The sequence below is a fragment of the Pigmentiphaga sp. YJ18 genome (assembly GCF_038066655.1).
In the GTDB taxonomy this organism is placed as follows: domain Bacteria; phylum Pseudomonadota; class Gammaproteobacteria; order Burkholderiales; family Burkholderiaceae_B; genus Pigmentiphaga.
Window position 1 is genome coordinate 2,822,171 of sequence record NZ_JBBUKU010000001.1, and the last position, 15,479, is coordinate 2,837,649.

Genomic DNA, 15,479 nt, shown 5'->3' on the forward strand with positions numbered 1-15,479 from the left:
ATATCCGGAGGGGCATGCATGCCATCGCCTATGACGAACTGGTCGTGGGCGAGCGCTACGAGGGAAGCGCCCGCACGTTGACGCAGACCGATCTTTCCCTGGCCTGCATGTTGAGCGGAGACTGGCACCCCATACACGCCGACGTCGAGTTCTGCCGTGCGGCAGGCATGCCGGGGCCGATGTTCCAGGGCCCCTACGGCATCCTGCTGGCGATGGGCATGGCGACGCAACTGCCCGCGTTCGCGGATCCGGTGGTCGGCGCGATCGGCCTGGCCGATTGGCGATACCGGCGGCCGTTGCGGGTGGGGCACACGGTGCGCGTCCGGGCGACGATCAGCGGCAAACGGGTGACTTCCGATGGCCTGCGGGCGGTGGTGGACAGGCGGTTCGAGCTGCTCGGCCCGGACGGGGAGTTGTTTCAGGAAGGGCATGGAGGAACCATGCTGCGGCTCTCATCCAGGGGGGAACAATCATGATTCTCGGCGACATCGTCGACCACAACGCACGCTGTCTGCGCGACCATCCGGCCTTTCTTTTCGAAGGCCGCGCCATCACGCACGGGGAGTTCGGGCAAAGGGTCAGGCGGCTCGGCAATGCATTGCTCGCCCAGGGCCTGGCGCGTGGCGACCGCATTGCGATCCTGGCCCAGAACTGTCCCGAGTACATGGAAATGTACTGTGTGGCGGGCCTGTGCGGATTCATCGCGGTCGGGATGAACTACCGGCTGTCGGCGGCGGATCAGGCGGCCATCCTGCGTGATTGCGCTCCCGCCCTGCTGGTCTATGACCCGGAGTACGAGGACCGGGTGCGGGAACTGCGCACCGCCTTGCCTGCGCAGGCCCGGATCATGAAATTGGGCGGCGACGCGGGCGATTCGGGCTACGAGGCGGCCATCGCCCGCGCGGACGCCGCGCCGCCGCCGCTGCGCGCCCGGGACGATGACACGGTGTTCCTGATCTATACCAGCGGCACCACCGGCGCCGCCAAGGGGGTCATGCTGGGCAACGCCGGGCAGGTGGAGCAGGCCCGCATGCTGGCGCTGTCGCACGGCGCGCAGCCCGCGGATCGCATGCTCATCGTCATGCCCGCCTATCACATAGGGGGCACCACCGAGTTGCTCAGCTACCTGATCTGCGGCGCGACGATCGTGCTGCACCGCCGGTTCGACGCACGCGAGATCCTGGACAGCATGGCGCGCCATCGCGTGACGGCCGCCCACTTCGCGCCGATCATGATCCAGGCCCTGCTGGACGAGCAGGAAAGGCAGGCCGTGGATCTGTCCAGCCTGAACACGGTCTGCTATGCCTCCGCGCCGATGTCGGTGGCGCTGTCCCGGCGGGCGCATCGCGCGCTTGGCCGGATCTTCATGCAGGTCTATGGGATGACCGAGCACGGGCCCGGCAGCGCGCTCCTGAAACACCAGCACGAGCCGGAGGGAAACTCGGCGCAGGCTGGCCGCATGGCGTCGGCCGGCCAGCCGATACCCGGAGTGGAGATCCGGATCGTCGACGAGCAGGGCCGGGAACAGGAACAGGGGGACATCGGGGAAATCGCGATGCGCTCGGCCGCCATCATGCAAGGCTATTGGGGCAAGCCGGCGGAGACCGCGGCGGCGCTCGACGGCGGGTGGATGAAGACGGGCGATCTCGGCTACTTCGACGAGGACCACTACCTGTTCATCGTCGATCGCAAGAAGGACATGATCATCTCCGGCGGCGAAAACATCTATTCGCGGGAAGTGGAGGAGGCGTTGCTGCTTCACCCCGCGGTCCTGGAGGCGGCGGTGATCGGCGTGCCCGACGAGAAGTGGGGGGAGTCGGTGAAGGCTTTCGTCGCCCTGAAGGCAGGCGGGCAGGCCGACGAGCGCACGCTGATCGAACATTGCCGCCAGCGGCTCGCCAGCTACAAGAAGCCGCGCAGCATCGAATTCATGGCTGCGCTGCCACGCCTGCCGAGCACGAACAAGATCGACAAGAAGGCATTGCGCGCGCCGTACTGGGCAAACAAGGCCAGGCAGGTCGCCTGAGCAGACAGACCAAGGAGACGAACATGAACGTACGCAGGATTCTCGCGCGCGTTGCCGCGCTGGTAGGGTGCGCGGCAGCCGGAGCGGCGCATGGCGAGGCGTTTCCCGCCAGAATGGTACGCATCATCGTGCCCTTCACCGCCGGCGGCCTGGCCGATGTCGTGGCGCGGGGCGTCGCCCAGGAACTGACGACCCGCTGGTCGCAGCCGGTCATCGTCGAGAACAAGCCCGGCGCCAACACCATCATCGCCGCCGAACACGTGGCCCGGGCGGCACCGGATGGCTATACGCTGCTGATGGCCAACGACCCGACGCTCTCCTCCAACCAGTATCTCTATCGCAAGCTTTCCTACGATCCGGTCAAGGATTTCGTGCCGGTGGTCAATCTCGTGCAGACGCGGGAAATCCTGCTGGCGAGCAGGAAGTCCGGACTGGCCAGCGTGGAGGCGCTCGTGGTACGCGCCAAGGCGCGTCCGGGAGAGGTGACCTACGGCTCGTATGGCGTGGGAAGCAAGGCACAGCTCGATGCCGAGACCTTTTCTTCGCTGGCGGGCATCCGGATGAATCACGTTCCCTACAAGGGCGTCGCCGACGTCATGGCCGCCCTCGTCGGCGGCCAGATCGACGTGGCATGGGTAGGCGTGCCGCCATCCATTCCCATGGTCGAGGGAGACAAGGTCAGGCTGCTGGCGGTCGCGGCGCCGCGGCGGATCGCCGCTTTTCCCGCCGCGCCGACGTTCGCGGAACTGGGGTTTCCGAAGATGGTTTCGCAAGCCTGGTTCGGACTGGTCGCGCCCAGGGACACGCCGGACGGCATCGTGAGCAGGATCGCCGCCGACGTGTCGGCCGTCGTCTCGCAGCCGGCTTTCCTGGACAAGTACGTGACGGGCGTCGGGCTCGAGCCGTTGAACCAGGGACCCGAGGAGTTCGGGCGTTTCCTGGCCCGCGACAGGGCCGAGTACGAGGCGAGCATCCGCAATGCCAAGGTGAAACTGGACTAGCTGGAGAAGACCGATGGATTTCGAGCTGGAACCGGAACTGCGCATGCTGCGCGACGCCGTGCGCCGTTTCGTGGAAAAGGAGTTGTTGCCGCTGGAGGGAAGCTACGCCAACGAGCATGACATTCCCGACGACGTCCGGCAGCGGCTGCAGGACAAGGCCAAGGACCTGGGCTTCTGGGCCTTCGACCTGCCGGAAGAGGTGGGAGGAGGCGGGGTCGGCGTGGTCGGCATGTGTGTCGTGTTCGAGGAACTGGCCCGGTGCAACGTGCCGTCGTTCCGCGCTCCCACGGTGCTGACGCCTTACCTGGGGCCGGTATTGTTCCATGGCAGCCAGGAGCAGAAAGAGGCGTACCTGCTGCCCGTTGCCCGGGGAGAGAAACGTACCTGTTTCGCGCTGACCGAACCGGGAGCGGGATCGGATCCCTCCGGCATGCGGACGACCGCGGTCGCCGACGGCGGTCACTTCGTCCTCAACGGCGCCAAGATCTTCATCACCGGCGCCGACAAGGCGGATTTCGCGCAGGTGTTCGCGCGGACCATCAAGGACGGGCAGGAACTGGGCATCAGTTGCTTCCTGGTCGATCGTGACACGCCGGGGATGCGGCTGGGCCAGAGCTTCGAGCTGATGTCGCCGGACCGGCCGTGGGAACTGCTATTCGACAATGTCCGGGTCCCGGCGGACCGGATGGTGGGCACGGCGGGCCAGGGCTGGGAGCTGGCGCGCGAGTTCCTCGACATGGGCCGCCTCATCCACGGCCCGAAAGCGCTGGGCCGCGCGCAGCGGGCCCTGGACATGGCGATCGCCTATGCCAACGAACGCAGTACGTTCGGGCAGCCCCTGGCCCGGCGCCAGGCCATCCAGTGGATGATCGCCGATTCCATGGTGGAACTCCATGCCGCCAGGTCCATGGTGCTGCATGCGGCATGGAAGGCCGACCGCGGACTGGACTATCATCTCGAGGCGTCGGCGGTGAAGCTCTACGCGGACGAAATGTTGATACGCGTCGTCGACCGGGCCATCCAGATCCACGGCGGCTTGGGGTTGTCCCGCGAATTGCCGCTGGAACTCATGTATCGAGATGCGCGCAGCCGCACCATTACCGAGGGTTCTTCCGAAATGCAGCGGATGATCATTGCGTCGGGAGCGCTGTCCGGCCGGTACGGAGCCAATCGCTTCGAGACTTGAACAGGCCGTGTTGCCGCCAGCGATCGATCGCATTCCACGGAGGGCGGCAATGAACATCGAGAGCATCGATCTGAACCTGTTGGTGGCTTTCGACGCGATGATGCAGGAGCGCAACGTTACCCGGGCCGGCCAGCGGGTGGGCCTGTCCCAGCCGTCGATGAGCCATGCCCTGACCCGCTTGCGGCACTTGTGCGGCGATCCGTTGTTCGTCCGCGTCAAGACCGGAATGGAACCCACGCCGTTCGCGCAGCGCATCGCTCCCAGCGTGCGCGCGGGGCTGGCCATCATGCGCGCGGGGCTGGAGGAGGCCGTGGCGTTCGATCCGGCGCGGTCCGAGCGGATCTTCCAGATCCTGTTGAGCGACATCGGCGAAGTGGTTTACCTGCCGCGCTTGATGCAGCATCTGAAGAAGGTGGCGCCGGGTGTCGGGCTGCGCATACTGCAACTGCCGCGCGAGAGCTACCGTGAAGCGCTGGAATCCGGGGATGCCGACCTTGCGGTGGGGTTCCTGCCCGGCTTGAATGCGGGTTTCTACCAGCAACGCCTATTCAGCGATCGCCACGTCTGCCTGTTGAGGTCGGACCACCCGCGCATCGGGGCATCGCTCAGCCTCCAGAGCTTCAGTGATGAATCGCACATCATGATCGAACCGGCGGGGACGCGGTATAGCCGCGCCTCCCTGCATTCCTCGACCACGACGCTGATCGAGCAATACCTGGAGAAGAACGGGCTGCGCCGCCACATCGCCCTGCGCGTGCCGCATTTCACCATCGTGCCGGAAATCCTGGCCGCCACCGAATTGCTGGTGGTCATCCCCGGTACCGTGGCGCGTCTCATGATGCCCTGGCGTCACGTCAAGATGCTGCCGCTGCCTTTCGAGGTGCCGGAGTTCGAGGTCAAGCAGTTCTGGCATGAGCGCAGCCACCAGGATGCCGGCACCCGCTGGGTGCGCGGCGTTTTCGCGGACCTGTTTCTGGAGAAGGGCCCGCACCTGCCGTGACGGCCCGTTCGCATACGCGGAAAAGTGCAAGCTTCCTTGCATCTATGCAGCGTGACGCCTCGCCGCTCCAGGCATAAGGTTCTGTCCAGCCTTCCCGGCCATGACCAGAACCTGAATTGGAGAGACACATGGGGCACCCCTCCGCCTTGCCGACCATCCGGCAACTGCACGTATTCGAACGAGAAATCCTGAGCGAGGCCGGGCAGGGCGCCAGCCGGCCTTCCCGCCACGTGGTGGCGGCGGCGGTCTTCAAGAATCCCTATGCCGGACGAGGCGCGGCCTCGAAGGAAGACCTGGATCACCTGGTGGACATCTCGACCGAGATCGGCGCGCTGCTGACCGAACGCGTGCTGGCGCGCTTCGCGGGCCAGGAGCGTCCGCGTGCCTACGGCAAGGCCATCATCGTCGGCGTGAACGGCGAATCCGAGCATGGCGCCGCCATGATCCACCCGCGGCTCGGGCTGTCGATGCGCAAGGGCCTGGGCGCGGGCCCGGCGCTGATCCCCGGCAATGCCAAGGTCGCGTCCGCCGGGGCGTCGATCGACGTGGTGTTCGGCGGCGCCGAGGATGCCTGGGACTATGACGCCATGGACGGGATCGTGGTATCTGTTCCAGGCGCGCCCCTGCCCGACGAGCTGGTGCTTTTCGTCGGCTTCGGCACGGTCCGGATCAATGCGCGGGTCAGGGGAGCCAGCGCCGAACAGGTCGCCAGGCTCGTGGCCGACATCAGGAAGTAAAGGAGCGTATCCCACCGGTGCAGCCCGCGCAGACGGGCCAGGCACCGGACCACCCAAGGAGACAACATGAATCGCGAGGAACCCGGCATCACCGGCAGGCTGGCGCGCTGCGCCATGGCTGCGCTGTTCGTCCTGGGCACGGGGCACGCCCTGGCCAAGGACACCGTCAAGATCGCTTTCATCGGGCCGCTGACCGGTGGCGTGTCGTCCACCGGCCTGGGCGGCAGGAACTCCGCCCAGCTCGCGGTAGACCAGCACAACGCCGATCCGTCCAGGAAGTACCGGGTGGAGCTGGTCAAGCTGGACGATGAATGCAAGCCCAACGTGGGGGTGCAGGTGGTGACCCGGGCGGCCACCGATCGTTCCATTATCGGTGCCGTCGCCCACTATTGCTCGGCGGTCGCCATCGTGACGGTGGACACCTTCCATCGCTTTGGCCTGCCCATGGTGGTGTGGGGCGCCGTCCTGCCCGAGATCACCTACGGCAACAACCACAAGGAAATCCACCGCGTCAACGGGACGATGATCAACGAGGGCAAGCTCGCGGCCGAGTACGTGCACAAGTCCGGATTCAAGCGGGTGGCGGTCATCTACGACACGACCGACTACGGCAAGGGCCAGAGCGTGCACTTCACGGAGTTCCTGAAGCAGTACCCGGACGTGACGGTGACCGGATCCTACGGCGTCGACGTGACCCAGCAGGATTTCTCGGCGGAGCTGACCGCGGCCGCCGGCGGCAAGCCGGACGTCATCTGGTTCGGCGGGCTGACGCCGCAGGGCGTGGCGATCCGGGCGCAGATGCAGCGCATCGGCATCTCGACGCCTTTCATCGGTGTGTCGGGCATCCTGAACGAAGGGTTCATCGCCGGCGTGGGGCCCAAGGTCGCCGAAGGCGTCGTGTCTTTCCACAACGGGGCGCCGATCGACAAGTACGCCAAGGGCAAGGAGTTTCTGGCGGCTTATCGCGCCGCGGGATTCAAGGAGGAGCCGGATGCGTACGGTCCCTTCGCCTACAGTGCGGCCCAGTTGCTGATGGACGCGATCGAGAAGGTGGGGCCGAACCGCGCGAAGGTCCGCGACACGCTGAACGCCACCCGCAACTACGACAGCCTGGTCGGCGTCATCAACTTCGACGACCACCGCCAGAACATCACCAATGCCCACCAGTACGTGGTGCAGGACGGAAAGTGGGTGTACTGGCCCGACAGCAAGTACGCCAAGGAGGCGAAGTAGCGCGTCCCCCGATCAACCGGAACAGGCAGGCGCAAGACATGGAAATCTCGTTCGCTTTCCAGCATCTCGTCAATTTCCTGATGCTGGGCTTGATCTACTCGATCGTTGCCGTGGGGTTCTCGCTTTACTTCGGCGTGGTCGACGTCGTCCAGTTCGCCCACGGAGACGTGGTGGCATTGGGCGGGTACGCCGGCCTGGCCGGCATCCTGCTGGCCGTCGCCGCGGGGGCCACGGGCGTGGGACCGGTCCTGGGCATGATCGCGCTCGCGGTGCTGGCCACCGGCGCCGCCGGCGCGCTGATCGGACGCTATCTGGTCATGCCGCTGCGGCAGGCGTCCCCGATCAACGTCCTGCTCATCACCTTGATGACCGGCACCGCGATCCGCGAGGCGCTGCGCCTGTTCGTGCCCGGCGGCTCCAACCCCAGTCCGTTTCCCATGGTGCTGCCCGACGAACTGATGACCTTCGCCGGCGTCAGCCTGCGGGTCAGCAGCCTGATCATCCTGGCCGCGGGCGTGCTGGCCATCTTCGGTACGCACTTCCTGCTGAGCCGTACGCGGCTGGGGCTGGCCGTGCGCGGCGTCGCGCAGGACGAGGAGACCGCGCGCTTCATGGGCATCCACTTCAAACAGGTGGTGATCCTGACCTTCGTGCTGGGATCGTGCCTGGGCGCGCTGGCCGGCATCATGTCCGGGCTCTATTACCGCCAGGTCATGTTCAACATGGGGCTGATGCTGGGCGTGATCGGCTTCTGCGCCGCGGTGGTCGGCGGGCTGGGCAGCCTGATGGGCGCCGTGGTCGGCGGCTTCCTGTTTTCCGGCCTGCAGATCCTGGCGACCGTCGCGCTGCCCATTCCCAGCGCCTACAAGGACGTGTTCGCCTTCGCCATGATGATCTGCATCATCGCTGTCCGCCCGACGGGCCTGCTGCGCGAGCGTTTCGAGGAGCGCGTATGAACCACCAACTTTCGGCCCGGAAAGTCGGGAAAGCCGACTGGCGCCTGCCGGCTCCCCAACCGCTCGCCTCGCGGGCATCACGGTCTGATCGCCGGGCCGTGGCGTTCTTCATGGTGGCGGTAGCGGGCGTGCTCGTGCTGGCCTGCATCCTGGCCCTGGAGTCGGAGCTTGCCCTGGCCGGCACGCTGGTGGCGTCCGGGGGACTCTGGTGGTGGGGCCTGCGCGCCGGGATCATCGCCGAGGCGGGGGCGTTCTCGGACCGGCGCCCATGGGCCGCCCGGCTGGTCGTGGCGGGGGCCGCGACGGTTCTCTTGGTCGCCTTCCACGGCGAACACTACGTGCTGCTGATGATCTCCACCGTGCTGCTGTTCGCGGCGGCCTGTGCCGGCATCAACATCCAGACCGGACTGACCGGCCTGGCCAATTTCGCGGGCGCTGCCTTTTTCGCCTGCGGCGGATACACACTGGCGGTCTTGGCCAAGAGCACGGCGCTGCCGCATTTCCTGGCCATCCTGGCCGGCGGCGTGGTGGCCGCCGCAATCGGCGCGGTCCTGCTGTTGCCGGTGCTGCGGACCCGCGGCTACTACTCGGCCCTGGTCACGATCGCCTTCGGCATCCTGTGCAGCTCCTTCCTGCAGGTCAACGAACAACTGGGCGGCGCGCAAGGCTTGCAGGTTCCGCCGTTGACGATACTGGGCTGGGACATGGGCAGCGGCTTCGAGGTGGCGGGGCGCGAGGTGTCCTTCTACTTCGCCTATGGCCTGCTCGCGCTGGCGGTTTTCCTGCTGTCTTCGCTGGTGGCCCACTCGATCGAGTGGTCGGCGATAGGCGTGAACCTGGACGCCACGCGCAGCGACGAACTGGTCGGCTCGACCTTCGGCGTCAATCCGCAGCGCTGGAAGATCACGGCTTTCCTGCTGGGCAATTTCCTGATCGGCATCGCGGGCGCGGTGTATGCGGGGCTGACCAGTTTCGTCAGCCCGGCCGGCGCCACCTTCGAGCAGTCGCTGCTGCTGATCTCCATCGTGATCCTGGGCGGCATCGGCAACAGCTGGGGCTCGCTGATCGCCGCCGTGCTCGTGATCCTGCTGCCCGAAAAGCTGCACTCGCTGCAGGAGTATCGCGTGTTGATCTTCTCGGTGTTCGTCGTCGCGGTTCTGCTGTTCCGTCCCAAGGGCCTGGTGCCGCGCCGGATGCGCGATTTTTCGGTGATGGAGGAACGTTCATGAATGACCGGACCCTGGTTTGCAGCGACGTGACCATGCGCTTCGGCGGCTTGGTGGCCCTGGACGCCTTCAGCCTGGAGGTGCGCCCGGGAGAGGTGGTGGGGCTGCTGGGGCCGAACGGATCCGGCAAAACGACCTTCTTCAACGTCGTGACCGGCCTCTACAAACCCGCCTCGGGTGCCATCCGCTTCGGCGACAAGGACTTGTTCCGGAAGGCGCCGAGCGAGATCAACCACGCCGGAATCGCTCGCAGTTTCCAGCGCTGCCGGCTGATGCTGGAGCTGTCGGTGTTCGACAACCTGCTGGTGGGCGCGCACAACCGGCTGCCCAACGGTTTGTTCCGCACCTTGTTCGCACGCGGGGCGGCGCAGCGGTCCCTTGCGGCCTTCATGGGCGCGGCCCGCGATCTGTGCGCCCGCTTCAACCCCCATATCGCCGACCACTTGTTCGAACCCGCGGGCCGCTTCAACATGATCGACCGGCGGCGCATCGAACTGTGCCGCGCGCTGCTGGGCGAGCCCCGGCTCCTGCTGCTGGACGAGCCGTCGGCCGGGATGACGCACGACGAGACCTTCCGCCTGATGGACGACGTTACGGGTTTCCAGCGCGAGTCGCCGGAATTGTCCATCGTGCTGATCGAACACGAGATGCAGGTCATCGAGCGGGTCAGCCAGCGGTGCGTGGTCCTGAACTTCGGCAGGAAGATCTGCGAGGGCAGCTATCGCGCCGTGGTCGCCGACCCCCAGGTCCGCAAGGCGTATCTAGGAGAGGACGCATGAACACCCAGCTCTTGGCGGTGGAAGACCTGGTCGTCGGATACGGCAGCGCGAACGTGCTCGAAGGCGTTTCCGTGCAAGCGGAAGAAGGCCGCATCACCTGCCTGCTCGGGGCCAATGGCGTGGGCAAGAGCACGCTGATCAAGGCCATCTTCGGGCTGATCCCGGTCCGCCGGGGCCGGGTGCGCTTTCGCGGGCAAGACATCACGGGGTGGGACACCCACCGCATCGTCGCCCAGGGCCTGGCGGCCATTCCGGAAGGCAATCGCGTCTTTCCGCGCATGTCCGTACTCGACAACCTGATGGCGGGCGCCTACCTGGAGCGGTCTCCCGCGAAAATCGCCGCCCGCCTGGAGCGGGTCATGGCCTTGTTCCCCCGGCTGGCCGAACGGCGCGGCCAGTTCGCCGGCACCTTGTCCGGGGGCGAACGTTCGATGCTGTCGATAGGGCGGGGCCTGATGAGCAATCCCCGATTGCTGGTGATCGACGAACCGTCGCTGGGGTTGTCGCCCTTGTTCGTCAAGGAGAACTTCAGGCTGATCCGCGAACTGTGCTGCGACGACTGCGCGATCCTGCTGGTGGAGCAGAACGTGAAGCAGACGCTGGAGGTCTCGCACTACGGCTATGTGATCTCCCAGGGCGCCGTTGCCGTCGAGGGCACGAGCGAGCGCCTGCGCGACAGCGCCGAGGTGGGCAACGCCTATTTCGGTGCCGAGGCCGCGGCGCATTGACCGAAGGTCCGCAGGGCGTCTGATAACATAAGGCCGCTACGTCCTGTCGTGCCTTGTGTTTGCAGCCGCCTCCATCGAGCGTAAGGCACACGAGCCGGTTTGCCTGGTGGCTGCCAGGCATCCGGGAATGCTATGCATGAGACCATGGCCACCAAGTCTTTCTCATTCGAGCAGCTCGGCTGGGATCAGCTGCGTGCCCTGCTCGAGGTTGCCCGGGGTGGTTCGCTGGAATCGGCCGCTAGGCGCCTGGGCGTCGACCAGTCCACGGTCAGCCGCAGGCTGGCGCAGGTCGAATACAGCGCCGGCTCCGCGCTGTTCAAGCGCGACCGCAAGGGCTTGCAGCTCACGCCCATGGGACGCGACGTCCTGGTCCGTCTGGAACGCATGGAAGCCATGCTCCACGAGATCCAGGGCATCACGGCGCAGGGGCAGTCCGTCAGCGGCCGCGTCGTGATCGCCTCGATGGAAGGCGTGGGCGCGCTGCTCATCGCCCGCGCCGCGAAGGCCTTGCTGGACAGGCATCCCGCGCTCGAGGTCCATCTCGTCACCACGTCCAATTTCGTCGACATCGCCCGGCGTGAAGCCGACATCTTCGTCAGCTTCTTCGAACCGCCTTCGGGTTCATTGACCACGCACGGCGTGGCCGAGGTGCCGTTCCAGCTGTATGCCAGCCCGGCCTACCTGGGCGACCGCCGGATTGCCGGTCCCGAGGACCTGGCCGAGGATCTCTTCATCGGCTATATCGACGACCCCATGTACCTGCCCGCCGCGCGCTGGCTGGAGAGCATCATCGAGAAGCCCAGGATAGGCTTTCGCGCGACCAGCATGTTCTCGCAGATGTTCGCCGCGCAGGAAGGTCTGGGCATCGTGATGCTGCCGTCCTACGCCAATGCGGAATCGCTGGGACTGGTCAAGATCATCGAGGACCGGTATTCCGAGGTGCCGCTGTTCGCCAGCGTGCAGCGCGACATGCAGTATCTGCCGCATATCCGGGTGGTGTTCGAGACGATCGCGGCGTATCTGCAGGAGAAGATAGGCCCCTAGCCATACAAGAATCCCCCCGTTTGCTGGCGCTTCCTAGAACCCCAGCGCCACCGCCAGCCCTCCGCCCACCACCCCGATCCCGACCACGCCCGCCATGAGCACGGCCAGCTCGACCGGCCTGAACGACTTCGCCACCATCGCGAGCGACGGCAGGCTGATGGGCGGCAAGGTCATGATGAGCGCGGCGGCCGGGCCGGCGGCCATGCCCAGCGACAGCATCGCCTGCACGATGGGAACTTCGCCGGCGGTGGGAATGACGAACAGCATGCCGGCCACGGCCAGGCCGACGATCCACAGCACGCTGTTGTCCACGCCGGCGCCGATTTCCGGGAACAGCCAGGCGCGCGCGGCGCCCAGCAGCAGGACCAGCACGATGTACTCGGGCAGCAGGCGCAGCGTCATGCGGGCCAGGATGCGCATCCAGCGGCGCAAGACGTGCGCGTCGTCCAGGTCCGTTCCGCCCGCGGCCTGCATGGCCTGCATTTGCGCGCCGTCGAAGGTGTCGGTGCTGCCCCGGCTCATGCGGTTGAGCAGCCAGCCCAGGCCGAACACCATCACCAGGCCCAGCCCCAGGCGCAGACCCATCCAGTGCCAGCCCAGCACGAAGCCCATGAAGATCAGCGTGGCCGGATTGAGCACGGTATTGCCCAGCCAGAACGCGACCGCGCTGCCGGGCGCGGCCTGGCACTTGCGCAGTCCGGCCACGACCGGCGCGGCGCAGCAGGTGCACATCATGCCGGGCAGGGAAAGCAGGCCGCCGGCCACGACGCTGCCCAGGCCGGTGCCGCCCAGCATGCGCAGTATCCAGGCGCGCGGCAGCAGGGCCTGCACGCCTGATCCCAGCAGCAGTCCCAGCACCATGGCTTTCCAGATGGCCAGGCCGTAGGCCACCGCATAGTCCAGCGCCGCGTGCATGGACGGCGCGGGCGGGGCGGACTGCTTGCCCATCAGGATGGACTGGCCGATGGAGTGTGTGTCGGCCGCCACGAAGGCGCGGTCGTAGTAGGGCGACCATTTCACGTAGAAGAGGCCGGCGATCGCGATCAGCGCGAACACCGCGATGGCCCAGGCGGGGTGGGGGGCGGAGCGTGTGGAGGCGTGGGTACTCATGAAGGGCTGCGCAAGGTGCCGTCGTTGGCGAGGAGGCGCCATTTTAGTGGCTGCGCGTGCCTTTGCTTGAGCGGTGCCACGATTCCCGGTCGAGCTGGCGGCCTACCGTTTTTACAAACAGTCATCGGAACTGCAACTATTGACATTTGGCGCGAACCGATGCAGTCCGGCAGACAAAATCACTTACAATCGCTGGCCATGCGAGCCCGGGGAAGCCCCCGCCAACCCTTGCGTCGCAACGTCGTTCCAGCCCGTGATCGCATGGGCTTTTTTATTGGGCGCGGCCATCGCCGCGCAGGAAACGCGACCCGCCATGATGACCGTCTTGGGATGTATCGTTTACAGCCACAATCCCTGGCTGGTGCTCGTCGCCGTCCTGATCTGCTGCGCGGGCTCCTGGGTGACCGTCCGGCTGTTCCAGCGGGCGGCTGGCACCTCGGGCGTACAGCGCCTTGGATGGCATGTCCTGACGGCGGTGGCGGCCGGCGCCGCGATCTGGTGCACGCACTTCATCGCCATGATCGGTTTCGAGCCTGGAACGCCGGTCGCCTTCGATCCCGTGCTGACCGTGCTGTCCCTGCTGGTGGCCGTCGTCGGCGCCGCGCCGGGCTTCGCGCTCGCCTGCAGCCGGCGCCTGAGGTTCGCGCCAGCCCTGGGTGGCGCGGTGGTGGGTGTCGCGATCGTGCTCATGCACTACATCGGCATGATGGCGTACCGGGTGCAGGGCCTCGTGTCGTGGGATCCGGGTTACCTGGTGGCGTCCGTCTTGATCTCCGTGGCATTTGCGGCATTGGCGCTGCACGCCGCGGCGCGTCTCGATCGCCCCGCCATGCGGTATGCCGCCGGCGGATTGCTGGGGCTGGCCATCGCCGGCCTGCACTTCACCGGCATGACGGCGTTCCAGGTCTCGCCCATGCTGGTCGACGGCATCTTCGCGCAGCCGCAGGCGCTGCAGGCGCTGGGCCTGGCGGTGGCCGGCGTGGCGCTGGTGATCGTGGGCGCCGGCGTGGCCAGCTATCTGATCGACGACAGCGTGCGTTCGGAGTCGCTTGAACGATTGCGCCGCATGGCGCTGACCGACAGCCTGACGGAACTGCCCAACCGCAGCAGCTTCAACGATCGCCTGGACAACGAGATCTACCTGGCCGACCAGACGGGCGGACGCATCGCGCTGGTGGGCATCGACCTGAATCGCTTCAAGGAAATCAACGACCTGCACGGCCACGCCGCGGGCGACCGGGTCCTGGTGGTGCTGGCCCAGCGGATGCGCAGCCTGTTGCAGGAAGGCGAGTTCGTGGCGCGGCTGGGCGGCGACGAGTTCGTGGCCATCCACCGCATGCGCGAGGGCTCGCTGCTAGATTTCCTGTCGCGGCTGGAAACCTCGCTGTTCGCCCCCATCCAGGTCGAGGATTGGGAAGCGGTGCCGGGCGCCAGCCTGGGCGTGGCGATCTACCCCGACGATGCCCGCGACAAGAGCATGCTGATCGGCAATACCGACCTGGCGATGTACCGCGCGAAGTCGGACATGCTGAAGAACGTCTGTTTCTACGAGCCGTCGATGGACGAGGCGATCCGCGCCCGGCGTACCCTGGCCAGCGAACTGCGCGAGGCGCTCGAAAGCGGCCAGCTCGACATCCACTACCAGGTGCAGACCGCCGTCGAAACCCGCGAGATCCGTGGCTACGAGGCATTGCTGCGCTGGCTGCATCCGCGGCGCGGCTACGTCCCGCCCGTCGAGTTCATTCCCCTGGCCGAAGAGAACGGCCTCATCCTGCAACTGGGAGAATGGGTGCTCAGGAACGCGTGCTCGCGGGCCGCTTCGTGGGATCCTCCCTACAAGGTGGCGGTCAACCTGTCGCGCGCGCAGTTCGCCCACGCCGACCTGCCGACGCTGATCCAGGACGTGCTGGCCGACACCGGGCTGCCGCCGGAGCGGCTGGAGCTCGAGTTGACCGAGTCCACGCTGTTCGCGGACCGCGAACGCTCGCTGTACATGCTGCGCGAGATCAAGGCGCTGGGGGTCAGCATCGCGCTGGACGATTTCGGCACCGGCTATTCCTCGCTCGAGACGTTGCGTACCTTCCCGTTCGACAAGATCAAGCTGGACTGCTCATTCGTGAGCGAGGTCGAATCCAGCCCGCAGGCCCGCGCCATCGTGCGCGCGGTCCTGGCTCTGGGCAAGAGCCTGGACATTCCCGTGCTGGCCGAGGGCATCGAGACGCAGGGCCAGTTGTCGCTGCTGCGCAAGGAAGGCTGCGACGAAGTGCAGGGCTTTCTGCTCGGCCGTCCGGTGCCGCTGGGCCAGATCGTCAACAGCGGCCAGATATCCCTGGTCACCGCGGCAGACAGGCTGGTGCACCCTTAGGAAAGAAGGCATTGACCGGACAGCGGACGGCAATGCCCGGCGGTTGAGGGTATCCTTGCGGCAGGCCAGGCAGCGCGCCGTGGCGGCT

General features: G+C 66.6%; 14 protein-coding genes. 13 read left to right on the forward strand and 1 reads right to left on the reverse strand.

Annotated elements, in window-relative coordinates; translation table 11 throughout:
- The first annotated feature begins 14 nt into the window (after positions 1-14).
- The 12 genes from WKR98_RS13635 (at position 15) to WKR98_RS13690 (ending at position 11,916) form a co-directional block, all read left to right on the forward strand.
- The gene (locus tag WKR98_RS13635) at positions 15-476 is read left to right on the forward strand and encodes a MaoC/PaaZ C-terminal domain-containing protein (RefSeq protein WP_341433682.1); all 462 of its coding nucleotides are present in this window, start codon (positions 15-17) and stop codon (positions 474-476) included.
- The gene (locus WKR98_RS13640; protein ID WP_341433684.1) at positions 473-2,026 is read left to right on the forward strand and encodes a class I adenylate-forming enzyme family protein; all 1,554 of its coding nucleotides are present in this window, start codon (positions 473-475) and stop codon (positions 2,024-2,026) included. Before WKR98_RS13635 ends, WKR98_RS13640 begins: the two co-directional genes overlap by 4 nt.
- Positions 2,027-2,049: 23 nt before the next feature.
- Positions 2,050-3,027, forward strand: a complete 978-nt coding sequence (locus WKR98_RS13645; RefSeq protein ID WP_341433686.1) for a Bug family tripartite tricarboxylate transporter substrate binding protein — start codon at positions 2,050-2,052, stop codon at positions 3,025-3,027.
- Positions 3,028-3,040: 13 nt separating this feature from the next.
- Complete coding sequence (locus WKR98_RS13650) at positions 3,041-4,213, forward strand: acyl-CoA dehydrogenase family protein (RefSeq protein ID WP_341433688.1); 1,173 nt, start codon at positions 3,041-3,043, stop codon at positions 4,211-4,213.
- A gap of 49 nt (positions 4,214-4,262) precedes the next feature.
- Positions 4,263-5,213, forward strand: a complete 951-nt coding sequence (locus WKR98_RS13655) for a LysR family transcriptional regulator (protein WP_124688540.1) — start codon at positions 4,263-4,265, stop codon at positions 5,211-5,213.
- A gap of 128 nt (positions 5,214-5,341) precedes the next feature.
- A complete protein-coding gene (locus tag WKR98_RS13660; protein WP_124688541.1) occupies positions 5,342-5,950 on the forward strand; it encodes an amino acid synthesis family protein in 609 nt (202 codons plus the stop codon).
- Positions 5,951-6,016: 66 nt separating this feature from the next.
- On the forward strand, positions 6,017-7,183 hold the full coding sequence (locus tag WKR98_RS13665; RefSeq protein ID WP_124688542.1) for a branched-chain amino acid ABC transporter substrate-binding protein: 1,167 nt from the start codon (positions 6,017-6,019) through the stop codon (positions 7,181-7,183).
- Positions 7,184-7,221: 38 nt separating this feature from the next.
- Positions 7,222-8,139 (forward strand): branched-chain amino acid ABC transporter permease, encoded by a 918-nt coding sequence (locus WKR98_RS13670; protein ID WP_341433691.1) that lies wholly within the window; start codon positions 7,222-7,224, stop codon positions 8,137-8,139.
- On the forward strand, positions 8,136-9,368 hold the full coding sequence (locus WKR98_RS13675; RefSeq protein ID WP_341433693.1) for a branched-chain amino acid ABC transporter permease: 1,233 nt from the start codon (positions 8,136-8,138) through the stop codon (positions 9,366-9,368). Before WKR98_RS13670 ends, WKR98_RS13675 begins: the two co-directional genes overlap by 4 nt.
- Positions 9,365-10,144 carry an ABC transporter ATP-binding protein gene (locus WKR98_RS13680; RefSeq protein WP_341433695.1) on the forward strand — a complete coding sequence of 260 codons (780 nt, stop codon included), beginning with the start codon at positions 9,365-9,367 and terminating at the stop codon, positions 10,142-10,144. Before WKR98_RS13675 ends, WKR98_RS13680 begins: the two co-directional genes overlap by 4 nt.
- On the forward strand, positions 10,141-10,872 hold the full coding sequence (locus WKR98_RS13685) for an ABC transporter ATP-binding protein (RefSeq protein WP_341433697.1): 732 nt from the start codon (positions 10,141-10,143) through the stop codon (positions 10,870-10,872). Before WKR98_RS13680 ends, WKR98_RS13685 begins: the two co-directional genes overlap by 4 nt.
- Before the next feature lie 144 nt (positions 10,873-11,016).
- A complete protein-coding gene (locus WKR98_RS13690) occupies positions 11,017-11,916 on the forward strand; it encodes a LysR family transcriptional regulator (RefSeq protein WP_341433699.1) in 900 nt (299 codons plus the stop codon).
- A gap of 33 nt (positions 11,917-11,949) precedes the next feature.
- On the opposite strand, the gene WKR98_RS13695 is transcribed toward WKR98_RS13690, so the two are convergent.
- Positions 11,950-13,026, reverse strand: a complete 1,077-nt coding sequence (locus WKR98_RS13695) for a permease (RefSeq protein ID WP_341433701.1) — start codon at positions 13,024-13,026, stop codon at positions 11,950-11,952.
- Positions 13,027-13,339: 313 nt separating this feature from the next.
- Between WKR98_RS13695 and WKR98_RS13700 the strand changes: the two genes are divergently transcribed.
- Entirely contained in the window at positions 13,340-15,391 is a 2,052-nt protein-coding gene (locus WKR98_RS13700) for a putative bifunctional diguanylate cyclase/phosphodiesterase (RefSeq protein WP_341433703.1), read from the forward strand.
- Positions 15,392-15,479: the final 88 nt, after the last annotated feature.